The 20,254-nt window shown below is 59.4% G+C and carries 13 protein-coding genes and 1 pseudogene; 9 read left to right on the forward strand and 5 right to left on the reverse strand.

All coding sequences use genetic code 11. The features are described 5' to 3' along the window. Positions 1-46 precede the first annotated feature (46 nt). Entirely contained in the window at positions 47-1,606 is a 1,560-nt protein-coding gene (locus BKK79_RS10445) for a hypothetical protein (RefSeq protein ID WP_157128414.1), read from the forward strand. A gap of 379 nt (positions 1,607-1,985) precedes the next feature. On the opposite strand, the gene BKK79_RS10450 is transcribed toward BKK79_RS10445, so the two are convergent. The 3 genes from BKK79_RS10450 to BKK79_RS10460 form a co-directional block, all read right to left on the reverse strand. Next, on the reverse strand, positions 1,986-2,711 hold the full coding sequence (locus BKK79_RS10450) for a YdcF family protein (RefSeq protein ID WP_232346309.1): 726 nt from the start codon (positions 2,709-2,711) through the stop codon (positions 1,986-1,988). Positions 2,712-2,920: 209 nt separating this feature from the next. Continuing rightward, positions 2,921-4,219 carry a sulfatase family protein gene (locus BKK79_RS10455; RefSeq protein ID WP_071037660.1) on the reverse strand — a complete coding sequence of 433 codons (1,299 nt, stop codon included), beginning with the start codon at positions 4,217-4,219 and terminating at the stop codon, positions 2,921-2,923. A 129-nt stretch (positions 4,220-4,348) separates the two neighbouring features. Beyond that, positions 4,349-5,338, reverse strand: a complete 990-nt coding sequence (locus BKK79_RS10460) for a Bug family tripartite tricarboxylate transporter substrate binding protein (protein ID WP_232346201.1) — start codon at positions 5,336-5,338, stop codon at positions 4,349-4,351. 461 nt (positions 5,339-5,799) lie between these two features. Between BKK79_RS10460 and BKK79_RS10465 the strand changes: the two genes are divergently transcribed. From BKK79_RS10465 to BKK79_RS10475, 3 genes are all read left to right on the forward strand, one after another. Beyond that, entirely contained in the window at positions 5,800-6,378 is a 579-nt protein-coding gene (locus BKK79_RS10465; RefSeq protein WP_232346202.1) for a MarR family winged helix-turn-helix transcriptional regulator, read from the forward strand. A gap of 239 nt (positions 6,379-6,617) precedes the next feature. After that, positions 6,618-7,049, forward strand: a complete 432-nt coding sequence (locus tag BKK79_RS10470) for a hypothetical protein (RefSeq protein WP_071037661.1) — start codon at positions 6,618-6,620, stop codon at positions 7,047-7,049. A 172-nt stretch (positions 7,050-7,221) separates the two neighbouring features. Continuing rightward, positions 7,222-7,524: a type II toxin-antitoxin system Phd/YefM family antitoxin gene (locus BKK79_RS10475; RefSeq protein WP_071037662.1), complete on the forward strand. Its 303-nt coding sequence runs from the start codon at positions 7,222-7,224 to the stop codon at positions 7,522-7,524. Between the two features lie 371 nt (positions 7,525-7,895). Here BKK79_RS10475 and BKK79_RS10480 read toward each other — a convergent pair whose 3' ends face one another. After that, positions 7,896-8,198 (reverse strand): DUF1484 family protein, encoded by a 303-nt coding sequence (locus BKK79_RS10480; protein WP_071037663.1) that lies wholly within the window; start codon positions 8,196-8,198, stop codon positions 7,896-7,898. Positions 8,199-8,273: 75 nt separating this feature from the next. Here BKK79_RS10480 and BKK79_RS10485 point away from each other — a divergent pair, with 75 nt between their 5' ends. Together BKK79_RS10485 and BKK79_RS10490 are read left to right on the forward strand one after the other, a co-directional pair. Continuing rightward, the gene (locus BKK79_RS10485; protein ID WP_071037664.1) at positions 8,274-8,519 is read left to right on the forward strand and encodes a helix-turn-helix domain-containing protein; all 246 of its coding nucleotides are present in this window, start codon (positions 8,274-8,276) and stop codon (positions 8,517-8,519) included. Positions 8,520-8,935: 416 nt separating this feature from the next. Continuing rightward, complete coding sequence (locus BKK79_RS10490) at positions 8,936-9,220, forward strand: hypothetical protein (RefSeq protein ID WP_071037665.1); 285 nt, start codon at positions 8,936-8,938, stop codon at positions 9,218-9,220. 383 nt (positions 9,221-9,603) lie between these two features. On the opposite strand, the pseudogene BKK79_RS10495 reads toward BKK79_RS10490, so the two are convergent. Further along, positions 9,604-10,622, reverse strand: a pseudogene (locus BKK79_RS10495) (IS30 family transposase). A gap of 470 nt (positions 10,623-11,092) precedes the next feature. On the opposite strand from BKK79_RS10495, the gene BKK79_RS40275 reads away from it, so the two are divergent. The 3 genes from BKK79_RS40275 to BKK79_RS40285 are packed head-to-tail and all read left to right on the forward strand — an operon-like array spanning position 11,093 to position 20,215. Beyond that, positions 11,093-13,087 (forward strand): hypothetical protein, encoded by a 1,995-nt coding sequence (locus BKK79_RS40275; protein WP_157128415.1) that lies wholly within the window; start codon positions 11,093-11,095, stop codon positions 13,085-13,087. Continuing rightward, the gene (locus tag BKK79_RS40280) at positions 13,071-14,630 is read left to right on the forward strand and encodes a hypothetical protein (RefSeq protein WP_157128416.1); all 1,560 of its coding nucleotides are present in this window, start codon (positions 13,071-13,073) and stop codon (positions 14,628-14,630) included. The genes BKK79_RS40275 and BKK79_RS40280 overlap by 17 nt, the downstream gene beginning before the upstream one ends. A gap of 38 nt (positions 14,631-14,668) precedes the next feature. Next, on the forward strand, positions 14,669-20,215 hold the full coding sequence (locus tag BKK79_RS40285) for an ATP-binding protein (protein WP_157128417.1): 5,547 nt from the start codon (positions 14,669-14,671) through the stop codon (positions 20,213-20,215). Positions 20,216-20,254 lie beyond the last annotated feature (39 nt).

Here is a 20,254-nt window from a genome sequence, read left to right on the forward strand (position 1 = left end):
CCTTGTCGAGGCGACGCGCGTTCGCCGTTGAGAACCGGCACAGATCATGGCCAGCAGTGAACACGGCCATTTCCTGCCCCTCGCCACCCGCGACGAAACCAGGCGAGTCAAGCCCGACAGCATGCTCGAAACCGGACAGCACGACTGCCCCTCATTCGAGCTATTCGCCTGCCCCATTGGCGGGCACAGAATGCGCCGATCCGACAACGATCATAAGAAACAGGGAGAGATCATGCGCGCCATTCTCGCCATATTGTTCGCTGCCGCGCTGCTTACGGGATGCAGCACGGTGCCGGACCAGCAATACCAGACTGCCGGCTTCCGCGACAAGTCGTGCTCGTTGAACGGTTCGGGGCGAGAGGCCACCTGCCCGCCGGACAGCAGCCGTGGTGAAGAAGGCCAGCGCATCGAGCGGAAGTTCAGCGTGGCCTTCCTCGAATATTGCGAGCTGGAAAGCGCCGCCTGCAAAGCCCCGGGCCAGTTGTTCGCTCCCGGGCAACTGCTGGCCATCCGGCAGCGCATCGAGAGCGCGAACGCCGCCGGCCAGGCCACGCTGGTCGCTGTCTACGTGCATGGCTGGCACCACAACGCCAGCACCGAAGACGGCAACGTCAAATATTTCGATCACATGCTTGCGCGCTATGCCGATGCACTCGCCCGGGCGGGGCGCACTGACATCCGCGTACTCGGCATCTATGTCGGCTGGCGCGGCGAACTGATCGAGGCGTCGATTCCCAGCGTGTTCACGGTGGCAGATCGTGGCCGCGCCGCAGATCGGATCGCGCAAGGCACCGTTGCCGCGGACCTCGCCACCATCGCCGCCGCTGTGCAGGCGGGGCCGGCTTCGAGCCGCATGCTGGTGACCGGGCATTCGTTCGGCGGCCGGCTGGTGTCGCGCGCCCTGCTACCCAAATTCCGCGAGAACTATCAGCCGCTGGGAGACAAGGCATTGATCGTCACCTTGAACGCGGCCATCGGCGCCGATGCCTACTACGACCTCTACCAGGATCCGGCCCGTCTCTCCCCCTCGGCTGGAAAGCCGACCTGGGTGAACATCACAAGCCTGGACGACTGGGCGACCAAGTGGACCTACCCGATCGCCCGCTACGTCGGCAACCTGCAACCCGACCACCCGGAGGACGACTCGAGCGGAAGGACGATCGGCCACTTCGGCCCATACAAGACGCATCAGCTCGGATTCGCGAACTGCAACGCCGTCGGCTGCGGAGATCCGGCGACCTTGTCCGGGTTGCTCAACGTCGACTACTGGTCCCCAGCTCCCTTCCACTTCTTCGTGTTGCGCTACGCGGTGGAGACCGGTGCCGATACGCTCGACATGTGCGGACTAGTGCGTGAGTACCCGTACAACCAGAAGGCCGTCGACGCCATGGAGCGTCCCGGCGTGTGCAAGGACCTGGTGGGCAGCGAGTCGCCATTCACCGGACGCAAGCGCTACCCGGCAAACGGCCACTTGTGGAACATCGAAGCCGACAAGAGCGTCATCGACACCGACGGCCTGCAGCCGACCAGCACCGCCGTGCACAACGCCACCACCCAGACCAATCTGGCGACGATGCTGGTGCGCTTGTTGTACGCCGAACGCTAAGCGCAAGTGGCCACGCACCGCGTTCCGCAATGCCCAGCGGAATCGCGGTGCGCCCGTCGGCCACAGGTGTGGCCTTACTCCCCGTCCGTCCCGTCCTTGCGCACGAAACGCGCCTCGAACAGCTCGCTCATTGACATAGCGCTGCTGGAACACCGGCAGCGTCGCCTCCCAGCCGCGCAGGCGCTGGCGCCGCTTGTCGATCTGGCGGATCAGGGATTGGAAGGTCTTCTGCGCCCGCGACAGGGCAGGTTCGTTGAGGCCGGGCGCAAGGCTGACCGCCGGAGTGACGGTTTGGCCATGGCTGGGGCTGCAGGATGGGGCGCTGAGCGCCATCGATCCGCATCCTGATGGGGTACGCCGGAGGCGCCCGGCGGCTGCTTCAATACTCCCCCAGCACCCGCCCGCTGATCAGCGCGAAATACTCCCGCAGCCAGGCGTTATAGCGCAGGTATAGCGGCGTCGGCGCGGCCGCGCCCGCCACCTGCGTGAAGCCCGCCTTGCGCGCGATGCGCTCGGCGCGCATCAGGTGGAAATCGCTGGTCACCACGATGACCGGCTCGGTGGCCGGCACGCCCTGTTGCGCCAGCAGCTCGCGGCTGAAGCGCAGGTTCTCGTCGGTGCTGGTGGCGCGGCCCTCGCGGATCAGGCGGATGGGCGCCAGGCCGCGCGCGAGCAGGTAGTCGGCCATCACGTCCGCCTCGCGGCAGCCGCGCAGGAAATCCTCGCCGCCGCTCACCACCACCCAGGCGGCCGGCAGCTGGCGCGCCAGCACCAGGCCCGCGTCCAGGCGCGCCGCCAGCGTCGGCGAGGCCGCGCAGTTAGGCGTGCCGGCACCCAGGATCACAATGGACTTCGCCGCCGTCGCGCGCGCCGCCGCGGCCTCCGGCGCCGCCGCGACGATCTCGCCGTGCAGCGTGTGGAAGAACAGCGCCACCGACACCAGCCACAGCGCGAAGGCCGTCCACCCCGCCCGCCACAAGCGCTGCCGCCACGGCCGCGCCGCGCGCCAACGCGCCACGGCGGGCCAGCGCCAGCCCAGCAGCAGGAAGGCCGCGCCGATCGCGGTGGGCAGGATCACACCGAAGTTGAACAGGCCCAGCGACATCAGGCCGACGGCGTCGCCCAGCAACAGCGCGCCCGCCAGGACCAGGCCGATGCGGCCGAGACGCTCGAGACGCTCGATACACCGCCCGCGGGCGGTCCCTCCTTGCTGCGGATTTCCTGCAAACGGCATCTTGCTCTGCGTGGCCTGCGTGACGGTGATGAAGCAGAGCATACGGCATCCGCGCGGCAGGTTCCTGCAGCCGCTTCCCCTCAGCGCTGCGGCATATCCTTCGCCGAATACCCCAGGCTCACCAGCGCCTCCTCCGGTATCGCCGGCATCTGCGCATTCCACGCCAGCCACCCCTCGCGCATCGCCGCCAGCCGCCCGGGCTCGCGCGCGGCGCGGTTGGCGCGTTCGCGTTCGTCCTGGCTGAGATCGAACAGGTAGTCGTGGCCGTCCACCTGCAGGTACTTCCAGTCGCCGTCGCGCAGGGCGCGCTGGTCGCGGTGCTTCATGCGCCAGTAGAGCGGGCGAGGGAAGCGGTGGCCGGCGTCGCGCAGCAGCGGCAGCAGCGAGATGCCGTCGAGCGGGTACTCGGGATGCGGCGCCACGCCGGCGGCGTCGAGCATCGTCGCGGACCAGTCCATGGTCATGCAGGGCTGGGCGCTGCTGCCGCCCGGCGCGATCCGCGCGGGCCAGTGGGCGATCCAGGGCACGCGGATGCCGCCTTCGGTCAGGTCCATCTTGCCGCCCACCAGCGGCCAGTTGTCGGAGAAGCGCTCGCCGCCGTTGTCGCTGGTGAAGACGATCAGCGTGTTGTCGAGCCGGCCGAGCCGGCGCAGCGCCTCCACCAGCCAGCCGATGCCTTCGTCCATGTGGTGGATCATGCGGCGGTAGGTGTGGATATTGCCGCCGTCGAGGTGGAACAGGTTGTCCTTCACCTGCGGCGCCAGCGCGGCGTCGTCGCGCGTCTCCCACGGCCAGTGCGGCGCGGTGTAGTGCAGGCTGAGGAAGAAAGGCGCGTCCTGCGCCGCCATGCGCTCCACGAAGTCCACCGCGCGGCGCGACAGCAGGTCGGTCAGGTAGCCGGGCTCCTGGTGCGGCGCGTCGTTGTGCCACAGGTCATGGCGGCCGGTGGAATCGCAATGGGTGAAGTAGTCCACGCCGCCGGCCATCGGCCCGAAGAACTCGTCGTAGCCGGACAACAGCGGGCCGAAGTCCGGCGCGAAGCCCAGGTGCCACTTGCCGATCAGCGCGGTGTGGTAGCCCGCATCGCGCAGCAGCGACGGCAACGTCGGATGCGAAGGCGGCAAACCCTGCGGCTGGCCGATGCGCTTGCTGCTGATGGGCTCCTCCGCCGCGCCGCGCAGGCGGTACTGGTAGCGCGCCGTCATCAACGCGAAGCGGGTGGGCGAGCACACCGGCGAATTGGCATAGCCCTGCGTCAGCAGCAGGCCATTGGCGGCCAGGCTGTCGAGCACCGGCGAGACGGGCACGCGGCCGCCGTAGCAGCCCAGGTCGGCATAGCCGAGATCGTCGGCCACGATGTAGATCAGGTTGGGTTTCATCGTTCACTCGATAACCGGCGCGGCGCGACGAACACGCGCGCCGGCGTTCAGAAAGTCATGCGCGTGGCGGCCGCGGCCGGGCGACGCTCAGTCCTCGACACTCAATCCGCGCCGCTCAATCCGCGCCCCTCAATCCGCACGAATGCCGGCGGCAGCGATCAACTGCCGGTAGCGCTCCGACAGCGCCGCCATGCGCTGCGCCGCCGCCGCGCCCACCGCGCCATCCGGACGCATATCCAGCGCCGCCAGCCGCGCGCGCACCTCCGGCCGCGCCAGCGCATCCGCCATGGCGCGCTCCAGCACGCGCTGCACCGGCTCCGGCGTGGCCGCCGGCACCATCGCCACGTACAGCACCTCATGCTCCAGCGCCTTGAAGCCCAGCTCCGTCACGGTCGGCACCTCGGGCAGCAAGGTCGAGCGCTGCGCGCCCGTCACCGCCAGCGCCTTCACCCGCCCCGCCTTGACGAAAGGCAGCAGCGCCGGCGTGGCCAGCATGCCGCCATCCACCTCGCCCGCCACCACCGCCGTGGCCGCCGGCGAACTGCCCTTGTACGGCACGTTGTTCAAGGTAGCCCCCGTGGCGCGGCGGAACGACTCCACCGCGATATGCCCCGGGCTGCCGCTCCCCGCCGAACTGAAGTTCAGCGTCTTCGCCTTGGCGCGCGCCAGCAGGTCGGCCATGCTGCCAATGCCCGTGGCCGGATTCACCCCCACCAGCAGGCCCGAGGTAGCCAGGATCATCAAGGGCTTCATCTCCCCCGGCTGGAACGGCATGCTGGCGTAGAGGTGCGGATTCACCGTGAAGGTGGTATCGATGCCGAACAGCACCGTATAACCATCCGCCGGACTGCGCGCCACCGCGCCCGCCCCCAGGTTGCCGGCCGCACCGGGCTTGTTCTCCACCACGAACGGCTGCTTCAGCTCGCCCTGCAGCACCTGCGCCACCGAACGCGCCAGGATGTCCGACGGCCCGCCCGGCGGGAAGTTGTTGACGAAGCGGACCGGCTTGCTGGGATACAGGTCCTGCGCATGCGCCACGGCAGCAGCACCAGGCAGGCCCATCGACAGCCAGGGCAGCGCCGGCAACCACGACAACGCGCCCAGCAGGCGGCGCAGCACCGCGCGACGCGGACGGCCCGCGGACGGCGCAAGCGACAACGGCTGGCACAGCGACGCGGCAGGCCATCGGGAACGCCAGCAGGAACGCAGCCCGTCATGCGGGCCAGGGGGCAGGGAACGGCAAACAGACATGTCTCCAACTCCTCTAAGCGCCGGTTGGAAAGCGATGGCGATGCCGCAGCCGCCCCGCGCAGGGCCCACGCATCCGCGATGCGCAGCCCCCATCGCCACACACGAGGCCACCGACCGCGTACGGACGGCCAGCGGAACCCGCGCGCCGCCACGACATCCCTCCTCCACCGGCTGGTGGGCACCCTGGGCCAGGCAGCCAGCGCCACCGCGCCGGCCTGCCGTCAACCCGGGTTGTCAGGGCAATGTACGTTGCGCACAATCAGTTGTTCAAAACAACCATCCCCCGTGTAAACCAGTGGCCAGTGGCCAGCGACCCATGCCAACGGCCAATGGCTCCCCGCCACCCGCCCCACCCCACCATGCCGGACCGCACGCGCCTGACCCAGCCCCAGTCGATCGAAGACCTGCTCCTCTACCGCCTCAGCGCCGTGCTGGCCGGCGCCGGCGGCATCGTCATCCGCCAATGCGAAGGCCGCTTCGGCATCACGCGCCGCGAATGGCGGCTGCTGGCCCTGCTAGGCGCCCACGCCAGCGGCCCCGCCCCCACGCTATCCGCCCTGGCCACGCTGGCCCACCTGGACCGCCCGCGCGCCTCGCGCACCGTCTCCGAGCTGGTGCAGAAAAAACTGGTCAGCCGCACCACCCGCGCCGGCGACGCGCGCCATGTCTCGCTGGCACTGACGGCCGAAGGGCTGGCGCTGTATCGGGAAGTCTTTCCGGTGACGCAGGCGGTCAACCTTGAATTGCTCGGGGCGCTGGAAGCCGGGGAAGTGGCGCAGCTGGAAGCGATCCTGGGGAAGCTGGAGCAGCGGGCGGCTGGGATGGCGGAGCGGGGTGGGTTGCCGTTGGCGGATCGGCGAGCTGGGGGGAGTCGGCGGGGGCGGCAGGGGGGTGGGGGTTCGGCGTAGGCGAGGGTCCGCGCGGTTGTTTGCTCAGCACGGGGCCAGGACGCGGTCCAATGGCTCGTCCCAATACAGGGCGGCACTCTCCAGCAGCGCACGGCCCTGTCTGCAATGTTCCGCAAACCTCGCCGCAGATTCGGAAGCGCCTGATTGTCTGTCTTTTCTGCTCCTGCTTTATTTGGACTCGAATCGCTTCCGTATTGAGAGCGCGGAAAACGTGGCCACCTACATCGTGGGGTTCCGGGATGATCGCATCTAAGCCGCTGATGGCAACGGCATGCCTGGCCGTCTCGCTGAACGCACTCGCCTGCAAGCCCCTCGGGCTCGATACCGAGGTGCAGTTCGAGCGCAGCGCCACCACGCTCACGGCATCCAACGTCCGCAAGCTCGCGCATTGGCATGCCGCCATCGTGGAGAATTTCCATGACAAGGGGGCCTATCTGGGCGAGTTGAAGATCGCGCCCTCTCTCGGGGTATCAACTCGCCTCGCACAGCAACGCGAAGGTCATCTCAGGCTTCTGCTCGGTCAGCTTGGCGTCAAGCCAGATCGCCTTGAAATCCGAACCTTTGCATTCAAAGGCTCGGATCCTGAGCGAACCGACATCGCAGGCATTGGCTTCGAGCCGGACTGCCCGAACCCTTGTTGCCCCGGCCCTGAGCCGATGGAAAAGAGGTGACGGTGGTCAAGGCTTGTTGACCGCATCAAGCCAAGAGCCAGCGCGACACGACCCAGCGGGCATCGCGACCGGCCCGTCATAGGTGACGGCGGGTCGGCTTCGATCCCTCAAGAGGATCCCAGCGCGCGCATGCTGTGCAAGTTCTTATTCAGACATCATCAAGGAGCCAGCCATGGCGATTTCTGCCGGAGACCTGATTCCGCTGTCGCAAGCCAGAGCGAACCTGTCCGAACTGGCTGACCAGGTGAAGGCCGGGGCCGAGAAGATCATCAGCAAGCACGGTGAAAGCTACGTGGCCATCATCGACGCCCAGCGGCTCGACTACTACCATCAGTTGGAACACGAACGCATCCACCTGCTGCTGATCGACGACGGCAGCCGTGGCCTTGCCGATGTCGCTGCCAGCAAGGTCAAAGACGCGCATAGCGCCCTTTCGGCCATCAAGCGCCGCCGCGCCGCCAAAGTCGCAGGGTGACTGACGGCTTCGTATCGTGACCGCGAAACACACCATCAAGCTCACTGCCAACTTCGAATGCAATCTTGAAGAGGTGGAAGCCTTCTATTGCCGCTCTCCAGCCTGTCCGGCCTGCGGTGTTGCCCGGCCTGCGCCGGGCCAGGGCGGCCCTGTATGAGACATAGGTCTTGAGGCACAGGCTGTCGGCCTCGAATTGCTAGCGGTGCTGGAAGCGGGCGAGGCGACGCAGTTGGACGCGGCCCTGAGCAAGCGGGAGCGGTGGGCGGCGGGGATGGCGGTATGTCGCGTTGGAGAAGTCGACGAGGGCGGCAGGTCCGCGCGGGCGGTGGCTTGGGGTAGGCCAGGGCCCGCGCGTTTGTCTGCTCGATGGCTCAGTACAGGGACTGGACGCGGTCTACCGCCTCATCCATCTGCAACTTCAGCGGCAGGAGCAAGGCGTGGAGGCCGTTGCTGTCGAAGCTCTCACCTGCCTGCAGTTCCAGCAAGGTCAGCAAGGCATCCAGGCCGGCGCTGACGCGCAGGAGTTCGTCGCAGGATTGGAGGATGATGTCACGATGGGGTTCGTCTTCCTCATGCTCCAGTACGGGCTCGTCGAGCGTCTCAAGACGATCGGCCAGCACGGAGGCATCTGCTGGAGCGGTGGCAACACGTAGGCGGCGTTGACGAGCGGTCATGAGCAACTCCTTTGAGGAAGGTTTTGGGTAAGATCGTCCGTGGTTAGATCGTCATCATAGCGACAGGATCACGGGATGCCAATCGCATCCCCTCGGCACGGCGGTGCCGCCCCTCTCGTCCAACTGGGACAAGCCATCAGACATATCCGCAAGGAACACGGAATGTCACAGGAAGAACTTGCGCTGCGTGCCGGGATTGACCGGTCTTATATGGGCTCGGTGGAACGGGGCGAGCAGAACATCGGGGTGATGCACTTGGTTGCGATTGCGGAGGCGTTGGGGGTTTCGGTGGTGGAGTTGGCCACGGTTGCGAATCTGTAGGCGTGCGCGCACCCAGCCTCAGAAACATCGACTAAGCGCAAACCGACTGACCAGCCTGTGTCCTTGCTCGGCACGGCCTTGCCGACGTTGATGAGCGGTCATGCGACCTCCTCCCCCCCTGACGGAGCTAGCGCAAGCGGTCCACCGAGACGCAGCGCCCCCTCCGCATAGTCCATAATGCGACTGATCAGGCCCAATAGATTCCGAGCCCGCGCCACCTTTTTCCAAGGCTGAGCGCGGGCTATGTCGTTGCCAAATGGCGCGGCCTCCCTGGGCTTGCTGTGGTACCTCGAGACGCACGGAAGCACCGCCGTTCGGACAACGAGCGCGCTACCGCGTCGCGCCACCTGAGGGACACACCTCCAGCGGCCAACGAGGCTAAATTTACCTTGCAAGGCTAATATAGCCCAATTGAAATGCGCGATCGCGTTGTCGAGCTGATAGATTTCGTTGCTGGCGGGAACCGGCGCTACAAGCGCATGGAAGAGTTGACCGGCGTGAAGGCGGACAACTGGAAGAACACCTGCCGGAACCAGCAGCGGGTGACGCAGGATATGGTTGAGGCGATTGGGGTGGTATGGCCTCAGTATGCTTACTGGCTCGTTACTGGAAAGACGGATGAGATGCATGGGCATACGTCGCCGATGCGGGACCGGATTGCTCGGGATTTGGAGAGGCTGAAGGAAGGGGGCGGGCAATAGTTGGTGCGCTGCGCCTATCGACTAGCGCCGGTTCTTGCTAGAGAAACCAACCCAGTTCCAAGCCCCCGAAGAGGGGCCACAATTGCGCCAGCACAACGGCTTTGCCGAGTCCATCACGAGTATCCAGCCCCAAGGCCGCAACGGATCACCCCTGAAGGACAAAACTCCTTCCATGCGGCTAGTGCACCAAAAACTTACTTCCGGTAGAGCTCGTTCAAAGAAATCGCACGCCTTCCCTAATCAAAGAGGTACTTTTCCCACTCATCAGGACCTAATATGCTTTCCAACAAATTGAACTCTTGACGCAAGCAGTCTTCGGGGAAGATGCCTCGGCTACGCGCCTATTGTGGGCGGTTTCAAGTGCGAAGTGCAACACCCCTCAGTTATTGAACAGGAAGCCGGTCCGTGGGATTGGCCAGAACCTGCGCGAGGACTTGTAGCGGGGAGTGCCAGTTCAGGGTTTTGCGCGGCCGGCCGTTGAGGCTGTCGGCGATGGCGTCAAGTTCTTCCTGCGAGTGGACGGACAGGTCGGTGCCCTTGGGTAAGTACTGGCGCAGCAGGCCATTGGTGTTCTCGCAGGTGCCGCGCTGCCAGGGGCTATGCGGGTCGCAGAAGTACACGCGCACGCCAGTGGCGGCGCTTAGTTCGGCGTGCCGGGCCATCTCTCGGCCCTGGTCATAAGTCAGGGTCTGGCGCAGTGGCGCCACCAAGGATTGCAGCTTCGCGGTAAAGCCGGCCAGAGCCGATGCAGCGGTGGCGTCTGGCATCTTGACCAGCAGTACGGCGCGGCTCATGCGCTCGACCAGTACGCCTACGGCCGATTGGTTGCCCGCTCCCTTGATGAGGTCGCCCTCCCAGTGCCCGGGCATGAGCCGGTCGTTGACCTCGGGCGGGCGCACGTGAATGCTGACCATGCCGGGAATCTGGCCGCGCCGGTCGGTGCCGCGCGAGCGCGGCAGACGCCTGGTGTGGCCTTGTCGCAAGCAGGCGATGAGTTAGCGGCGCAGCTCACCTCGCAGATAGGCGTAGATGGCGTTGTAGATGGTCTCCTGGGACACGTTGAGCTCGGGTTGGTCAGGAAAGGCTCGCTTGAGCGTAGCGGAGATTTCCTGGGGCGACCACGTCTGATCGAGGAAGTGGCGCACCACGCCCCACAGCACGCCATCAGGAGCAAGCTTAGGGCTGGGCGGCTGGCCTTGAGGCGTTGGGTACGGCAGGCCTGCGCGCTCATTGCGCCATAGCTGCCACGGGCGGTGGCATTGCGACGCAGCTCACGCATCAGTGTCGAGGGCGCGCGACCAAGCCTGCGAGCCATGGCTCGCAGGCTGACATCTTCAGCCTTCCAAATCTCGATGCGCACGCGTTCTTCGGGTTGTAGTTGTAGGTATTTCGTTCTCGTCATTCATCACACCTTACCGAATGGCAAGGTGTTGCACTTCAGATTTGAGGCCGCCGTGACTAACCGCAGGATGCCCACGTCGCCAGAATTTTCGCCAGTTATCATCGATGTGCTTACCCGCGAGAATCGATTTGCCTTTTGGGGTCTCCTCCCAGTTGTGCGAAGCACATAGCCTGGATGAGGCAGGTTCGTTGCGATGCATCAATGACAACCGCTCGAGCAAGTTACCGTTACATCCACCCCTTACGAGGGGTTGTTTTTTGTTTTCATTCGAATTACGCAAAACTGACAACCAACATATCTGGACGCCCCCCCCCCAAACTGGACAGCTAATGATCACGCCCCCGCCGGGGCCCTTCACCTATCTGATCGAGAGGTTATGTGGTCAGATACGTCTCGGTTTTGCGTGGCGCTGGGGCGCGTCTCCGTAGTAGGATGAGCTTTTACAGCCACGATCAGGATGTGTGCGCGCAATGGCAAATAATCCCTTCCTTACAAAGCTGCTAGCGCTGCAGCAGGATGGCGCCGACGCAATTAGTAGGCCTTCGAATTGGCTGCAAAAACCATTTCTGGAGGTGCCGACAAGGCTGCATGACAAGGTGGCTGAGCTTGCAGTTGCCGTTCGCCCGCCAGCGAGTGGCCACGGAGCAGGCGCTTGGCACTTCTTTGTCGGGTCGCCCGGCAATGGGAAGTCAGCGTGTGCTGGCATGCTAGTGCGTGAACTGATTAAGCAAGGCGACAGGGTCCTGGATGCTTATACGAACCTTCCGCTTGAGGAGTTGACCTCGTCTGGGGACGTTCCCTACCTACTCGCAGTGTCTGAATTGGATAAGGATTACCCATATCTATTCATCGCTCAGGATGCCTCTGTCGTACCGCATCCATATGATCCCGCCGCGGACCCAGCATCAGCCCTTGAAAATCTCTTGCAAAAAGCCGAGAGGCGCGGGACGTCGCTCGTTGTCTGTACAAATCGAGGTGTCGTCGAAAAAGCCTTCGCACATGGCTATCAAGATCCAAGCAAAAATAATGCGCCCTGGTTTAAAGCTCTCCGCCTGGCAGTCGGAGACGCTCGAACAGAGACAATTCATCTCGGCAAGGCTGAACGTAAGCGCGTTTTTGATTCGCTTGCCGTCGGTGTTACCGTACTTGATGGCGAGAGTCTGTTGCTCGGGTCAGATACATTCGATAAATTAATAGTTGCTGCTGTAGGCGCTCCCGACTGGGAGAACTGCAATGACTGCGCGTGCAAGCCGCTCTGTCCGTTTCGAGCGAATCGCGACTGGCTAGCAGATAATAGCTTACGCAGCAAATTTATTCGCCTACTGACTCATGGCGAGCTCCTAGACGGACAGACAATAGTCTTACGCGAGGCCCGCGCCTTGCTTTCATTAATCTTAGCCGGATGCCCTCATGATTATACAGATGGGCAGCCGTGTAATTGGGTGATGCAGAAGCACAGCGAACAGGATGTCTTTTCGCTCTTAGGACGTCGCATATATGCGATCATTTTCTCCTCTTACGCCCCTCATGGCATTGAGAGTGACTCCATCGACGCGCGCGAACAACTGCGCGCACTAAAAGAAATAACCACGCAATGCGCCGCCCTCTCTCAGGGGGCAAAACTCTCTTTAATGGCGCTAATTGATAGCAGCCGCAGAAATTCCACTGACGTCGGTATTCAGCGCCTGCTTGGATCCGAAGGTGTATTTCGGGAGCTAGATCCGCTGGCCGATGTATTGCCACTGGATTTTCTGGACTTATGGAGTGAAGCGTGGCCCGCGCTTCGTGCAGGAGGGCCATGGGTAAGCGAATTAGAGATTATCTGCTTTTCACACTGGAGTGACCTGCAAATGGCCTTGGGAGAGCTCCCCAACGGACCAACTAACGCTTATCGCTGGCTATCGCGCTGGATTACATCGTTCACGATGCGGGCAGGCGCCCTCGTTGACGGAGTGACCACTTTTTCAGAAGACCTCGATGCACTGGCAGGAATTCTTGGTGTTTCCGATCGCCCGACGATGGAGCAGCTTGGGATGATTAAATCAATTAGTGCGATCCTAACCGAAAGCCTGAGGGGGGGCGGAGAGGGTCTTACACTGACCCCCTCGGCCACGTTGCGCGGAGAATGGGTCGGCTCTGCATTACTAAAGCCGAGAATTATTCACGGCAATGCTAATGGCGCAACAACGGGCATGTCTGTTCAATTGGCGTTCGGCAGCGGTGCTGACAAGGTTCGAATGAGCACTAGGGCGTTCGTCTGGCTCAAGCGGCGTGCGGAGCGTGCCATGTCTCAGGGAACCTTTCCAGATCAATATCTAGAGACCGCACGTGACACAGTATCGCGAGTTGCCGTGAAGTCAAATTACGACAAGCAAGACGACATAGAAATTCTAGTTAATCGAATAGAAGAGCAAGACGTGCGGATGATTCGCATGTATGGAGAGGTCTATGTCGATGCAGCTTGATCGAGGCAGATTCCCGAGTCTGCGCCAACTTCTGACGGCACAGGATAAAACTGTACACGAACCGAGTGTTCCCAAATTAATCAAGGCATCAGCATTTTTCGTCAATACCGTGGGCATGCGGGAGGCACCCGAGCGCTTGATAACGGAGCTGTTTCGTGAATTGTTTTTTGGGGGACGACCGGCAAATGCTCCGGCAGGGGCGCGCGAGCTTCAGCCGTGCCCGGAGGATACTTTAGAAGAGTCGGCCCTCCTTCACCTCGAGCGAGGTCGTGCGAAGCGAATAACTCAGCGAGGAAACGCAAGCCTTTATTATGCACCACTATATCCCGTACTAGCTCGCAATTCTTGGCCACGCAAGGGGGCTGACCGCGTCATCCAGCTTCAGCTCATAGAAGGCCTACTTGCTCAACACGTTCGAGATTGCGGTGGGAAGGTAGCGGAGTGGGAACCGCAAGCTATTTCCGAAACAATAATCGATGCACTGCAAGGAAAACCGCGCGGCGATGGTTGCCGAGACATCCTCTCTGAGGTAGCAAGCAGAATCGATCCTCAATCAGGATCTTCTCGTCTGATGACATCGGAAGAAGCCGTTCTCTCACTCTCCGATACGCTCAAGAATCAAGAACGCCAGGTCTTAGATTGTCGTGATCGTGATCCGCTGGCCAGCCGACTCGGGGAGGATTTCTATCACCTATGTGAGCTTGAAGGCAAAATTCCTCGAATACTCTGGATCGAGCATCTTAAGGTATATCTTCGACTAGGAATATCGGCGTGGCTCCTTGGGAATATGCGCCTCACTGTCGCCCTGCGGGATTGGTCTCTTGAGGCATTCGGCGGTAATGTGGCGAACGAAGACACAGTAAGCAGCGTCATCGCGGGCCGTTGGAGAGGGCTCTTTCATCCTACACAAACCGGCTCGAATGAAATTGCGCTACATATAGAGCGATATATAAAAGCTCGGGTTGAGCTGAGCCTGCTCGTCTATACAGTGAGAAATACGTGCGGATATTTTTTCGATACAAAGAAATTAGCCGTGCACCGCAGCGATAGTAGTCACCTGTCTGTTACAGACTGGCTTGCGCACTGCCGTGTCGCAGGTGAGCGGCTCCAATTCACCGGCGCGAATGCCGAGAATTTGCGTGCCGAACTCGTACCTCTTGCGCAGCAGTTCGGCGCGTGGCTGCAACCGACGACCCGCGGCCAAGGCAAAAACATAGATGAATTCTTGCGGATTTTACTACGATTACATACGAGCGACAATGACGATGGATATTTGCTCACCAGCCTGAAGGGTGGACTGCAGCGAGTAAGTGTCTTCCCAGGTTCTGGGATGATAAGAACCGTATTGCAGCTCGCAGCAGCAGCGAAAGGAAGGAAAAACGGAAAAATCGTTTTGGCAGATCTGGAGCGACAGTTCTCGGCATATGGCGTGGAGTTCTCGGCGAGTATAGGCGCTCGACCGAAGCTTGTCTTCGAGTTGGCTAGACTCGGCCTCCTTAAGGGCTCGCCCGACGCTGGAGACAGTGCAGAGCTGTTGCCATGATTCAATCAATACCGACTATCCATTCCAGAATCTGAACAATGACGAACGCACTAGTAGACGCGCTTGCCCATGAGGTGTGCCGTTATTTTAATGATCTTAAGACTGGTGGAGTCGAGTGCCGCCTTGTGATTCCAGCACTAACTGAGCATATCGCGACGGCGCTGCATGGCAGACTTCTTACGATTGGAATGCCCTCGTATCTAGTTGTGCCGCACAGTCATGCACCTGACGAAGTAAATCGCTGGATACGCGCTGAAGGGCTCACTAGCAAGCGTCAGGGGGATATGGTCGTAGTCGTATGGCCTGGCGAGATGTCGCGAATACAAGACTCCGTGGTTGGAGCAGGCGGCGCAATGCGGAACTTCGCATTCAACGATGAGTGGCCATGGATCGACAAGGGGAATGAGCATTTCAGATTTGATGGCCCCGTTCTTGATAAATTGCTTGATTGTTGGCAAATTAGTCGGGAAGAACGGGAGGCGTTCAAGGTCGTATTACAAACAGCCCGGGATGCCTCCAGAGATTCAATTGCACGAGGAGAGGTTTTTCTAGATGCAATCCTCGGCGGGTTTAATCCATCGGAGCCGGCTGCTATTAGTAGTGGGCTACCAAGACTATTCTTTCATCTTGGCATTCCTTATTCGGACAACGTAGATTGGGAGGACCTTGATGCGCTTCGACTCCATTTCGACAGTGTACGTAATGTGCTCAAATCCCTACGTCAGCGAGTCGAGGCGGTGGATGGGGCTCAGGAGCTGGAGTCACGCGCACGTGACATCGCAGACGACGAAGCAGGTGCCTTGAGACGCGAATCTTCATTGAAGGATATTCTAGGGACTTATTTGACGCTCGACGCTAGGCGCCAGGACGGAGTGCTTGGGCTCTATGGTTGTTGGCCGGATACGCGTGCCTGGTTGGATTGGAATCTAGAAGAACTAAGAAGCCTACTGGATTTACCTCCACCGGATGAGCGCGTTCGATTATCAGCAAGCATCTCCACGATTGCAGGGATAAGCGCTGAGAGTGGGCGAGCCGCCTTGTTATTGGAGCATGGCGACCTACTTCTCAATATTCAATATGAAGGGCTCGACAGCACGGCAAACCAAGCATCACTTTTCGTATTCAACAGATCGAATCCAGTCTTTTCGCAGCCCTGCGTAAATTCCTGCGATACAGTGCAGACCAGCATTGCCTACGAGACTATTTTTCCGCCTGGCTCTAGCACAAAGAAGAAAAGTCTGAGAGTGGTCATTCGTCGTGGTGATTCTGACTTGGCTGTTGTGCGCCTCAATGTCTACCCCTGTGGCACCAACCAACCCCTTGTGGTGGTGGCACAGCCCACTTTCCAGGTATTTTCTGGGCATGCTGCAATTTCGGCACCTATGGAGACAGGTGACGCATTTGAGAAAATTGAATCAGATGAGCCGCTACAATTCTTCGTTGCAGCCTGGGAGGGACTCGAAGGTGTGGAGGCGGAAATTGACGGTGAAGTTGAAGCGCTAGTCTCGCTGGGCGATAGCACAATGTTGTGGCGACTCGCGAAGCCAATTGATGCGGCGGCTTCGGGAAGTGGGCGAGTTGAATTTAGTGTCCAGGCTAGTGGATTCGAGGTCGCCCTAGCGATCGAGGCACAAGAAATCTCTCGAGGAGAATTTACGCTCGAGAGAGAACTTGTTACTCAGCTAGCGGGCTTTGACGGACAGTCTCGGCAGCGTAGCGCAATCACGAAAATAGTCGACGTCTTCTTAGGAAAATCGAGTACATCATATGGCGGCCTAAGCCCTATGGATGATAATTCCCGCGCTCGAGCAAATCTTGCCTTTATATTCGAGCACGACGATGCTGGTCGCCCAATTTTAGCAAATCTGCTTAGTGCAGAGGCAAGGCGTTTTGACGAGACCATTAGCCCCCTTGCCATTTGTGGTATTGGGCAGCTACCGCCCACCTTCGCGGTGTCAACGCTAACCCCACGAGCAAAGGAACTCGTCGATAGTTATACATTGGCTCGCCAAGCAGTAATTAGCCTAATCCGCACATCGTTGCGCAACACCGGTTGGCCAGATTATGCTTTTCTCCCAGTATTTGTCGAAAGTAGGCGCACAGATCTAGAAGACTGTATTTGCGCGTATGTCAGAGCTTACTTGAATGCTCTAGAGTACTTGGATCGAGAGCCAGTTTCCCGAGATTGGGCCGAGCTTTTTCGACTATCCTGGTCTGATTGTGTCCTTCATTGGGAGGAGGGAACTATCGAATCACGAAAAATCGCACTCATCGGCCCGTGGCATCCTCTTGTGGTCGCCAAACGCTTTATGGTTCAAGCAGCTCTTGTCCCATTTGCACGGCGACAACTCGCCCATGGTGATGGGGCGCGCGGAGGTGGTTTAGCACGGCTGCTGGACCGTGTTGATGCTTTTCGTTGGTTTGCAGGTCCGTCAGAGGATGGCAGAACATTTGAAAGCTATTACATTTCGTCCACAGCTGATCCTGGCTGGCACGTAGCAATTTCTCATGAGCTCATCGGGCGGCAAGAATATTCTCATATTCTTAGTGCGATGCGGGATAATTTCGGCCTTGAGACAACGCTAGTTTCAGTGTCGCGCGAACAAGTTGCCCGTCGCTATCTCCAAGATTTCTTTAAAGCCTATCCCACGAGGCGAGCCATTTCCGTTGTCGCCGATGCTAGCTATCCGCCTGAACGTCTCGCAGAATCTGCCGAAGCTTTGCTCTATGAGGGTGAAACAGTGACTCCTCTCGGAAGGCAGCTTCCTGGTGGAATTCATATAGTTGCACCGAATGCCGAATCAATGGAGCGCAGAAGATGGAGAACCCCTCCTGTCGCGCTGTATGGCAGTTCTGAATCTTCCGTGAAATCTTATAGAGACATAAATCTTATTTCCCCTGGACGAGCAGTCTCGGCCCGTGCTGGAAGTGATCATCCAAGGCTGCCACGCGGGAGTGGTCTTCTCGCCAGCTTTATATGCCCGATAAGAAGGACGCAGAAGAATGCAGACGGGTTCCTAGTGTCTAAGGCATTCGAGAGGGATTTTGGCGAGTGTGAAGATTCTTCGTTAGGAGGCACCTTCACCGCCGCGTCAGGTGTTTTGGCACGTATGCCGAACGAAGCGCGCGTGGTTGACTGGCGTGCTGAACTTCCACGCTCGCTGGATTTTCTTTGGACGGTGGTACCGGGGAACCATGTAGACCCGGCGGTCTTCGTTAATTATGTAGGATCCTCTGCGGAGGGAGGTGAAGGTGCAGCGCTATGGGATTACAATATGAGCCTAACGGGCTCATACAACAGTTACTTCGTATTATCAAAAATCCCCAAGAGCGTGATTTTTGAATTAAACAGAAGCCCGGTATTTGAGAAAAAAAATGTCGCAAAAGATATCCTTTCCGAGCTTGGACATATCGGTATTGCGATCGGCAGTGAGAGTTTGCGATCGGGGACTAAGGCCTTAGGGGTAGTCGGAGTACTGGCGGCAACGCGACTATTCGCTCCGGAGAGGCCTCTTCCGGCACCCTTACGCGGTGGACACAACTTGAGGGGATTTCTTCTGCCCGTGGATTCCTTTCAGGAGATTTTAGGCGGAGGACTTAACGACATTGATCACGCATCAAATCAGCGTGCCGATTTGCTTGCCGTCCAGCTTGGTCTATTGAGAGATGGAACCCTCGGCATTTCGTTCTGCGCGATTGAGTGCAAGTATTGCAGCAATGGCTTTAGTACGCAGTTCGTTGAATCTGCACTTCAGCAAGCTCAAGTAACGCACGATAGGTTTGCAGCCCTGATCAACCGGGCTCGCGGGAAAGATGGCATTCCAGAGCGCCTTGCGATACTGTCGCTAATTTCCTTTGGACTACGCCTGTCGCATGACCACACTTCCGCAAACGGTGGTGCCGATATTGATTTTGAAGGGCATATTCTTAAGCATCTGATCGACGGGAAATTTGTTTCAATACCAGCGAATGCCGGCACTGTTGCGATTGTCACCGACTGTGCGTCACAGAAAGCCTCGTGGTCACAAAAGAAAGGGCTTTTGGTAACAGTCACGCCAGGAGACTGGCCAGGCATTAGTGAATCAAATGCGCTGCTTTCCGTGCGACAGCACTTGTCGAGGCTATTTTCTACCCTATTTAACAATGTGACGCCCCTTGCGGAGGCATCCAGTAGCAAGCTAGCAGAGCAGGAAGAGCCTGAACACGAAGAAACCGAAGGGCAAGCCCTAACTCCCGATGAGTTACTTCGGGACACCAAGACTGATCTCATTCAGCCAGGCGAGACTAAAGGGCTCCACGATGATAATTTTTTCTCGAGAATCAGCCAACCGCCAATAGAAACCCCATTGACATCAACACTTAAACCAATATTGCTTGGAAGGACAGCGTCAGTATCACATTATTATAACCCGCAGGACGTGCAAACACCCCTCGATAATTATAATATGATGGTTACCGGCTCCTCCGGAAAGGGAAAAACCCAGTATGTGAAGATGCTCGTTTCGCGGCTACGTGATCAAGGTAGAAGTGCGTTCTTATTGGATTTCAAGAATGATTTTGCCAGTGACGATCATTTTGTCGCCCGCGCACAACTTCGACCTCTCCATGTTGTCTTTGATGGGCTGCCATTTAATCCATTGATCCCAATGCCCATCAGAAGACCTGGCGCTACCGTAGAACATATTCAGATTTCGGAGCACATAAACGGTCTATCTGACATCCTCAAAAAAGCATTTGGCTTGGGAGATCAACAAGAAGTGGCAGTGAAGAACGCCATTCGAGAGTGCTTTGAGGATCGGGGAATTCAATCGCGAGGCACCGTACAGGTGGTTGGCAACCTCGACTATCCCGATTTCAATGATGTTGGTGAGAAGCTGCGGGTGATGAATCCGGCGGCATACAATCGACTAGACCCCCTGTTTGATCTTGCTATTTTCCCGCAAGAGGCCCGCATGGCGCGATTTGATGCGATGCTGGCGGATCCAGTCATCGTCGACCTCAGCCAAATTCAAAGCGATCGGATAAAGAATGCCATCGCAAAGATATTGATAATGTCTGCGCATCGGTACTATAATGCTCGGCCTCACACCGGCAGCCTAAGACAGTTCTTTGTCTTTGATGAGGCTCACCGTGTGCTTGACTCCGATTTTTTGCTTCAGTTCGTTAGGGAGTGTCGCGCTTACGGAGTGGGTGTGCTTTTATCATCCCAGTATCCGACCGATTTTCCCCAAGACGTGTCTGCATCGCTGAATACCAAGATTATTCATGGCAATGGTGCTGATCGCGATCGCGTTCGAGATATATCACGCCTTATCGGCGGCTCGATAGAGGATGGGAGGATCGAGGAGCTCACACTGTTTGAGGCAATAATTACCAATGCCCAGTACGCGCCCACTATCATTAAGACGATAGGCTACCCAATGATGCTTGCCCTTGATGCAATTCAGCAGCGACCAGGAACTCCACTGGAAAGGCTCGAGGTGCCCGGAGTGGACGCAACGCGATTGAATATCCCGTACCTCGTGACAACTTTAATGAATATGGGTTTAGTCATCAACAAACCAGATGGCCTATACCCAGCTTAGCTCTCCACGCAATTTCAATATTTAGGGCGGGAGCCCATC

It is taken from the genome of Cupriavidus sp. USMAA2-4 (assembly GCF_001854305.1).
GTDB lineage: Bacteria > Pseudomonadota > Gammaproteobacteria > Burkholderiales > Burkholderiaceae > Cupriavidus > Cupriavidus malaysiensis.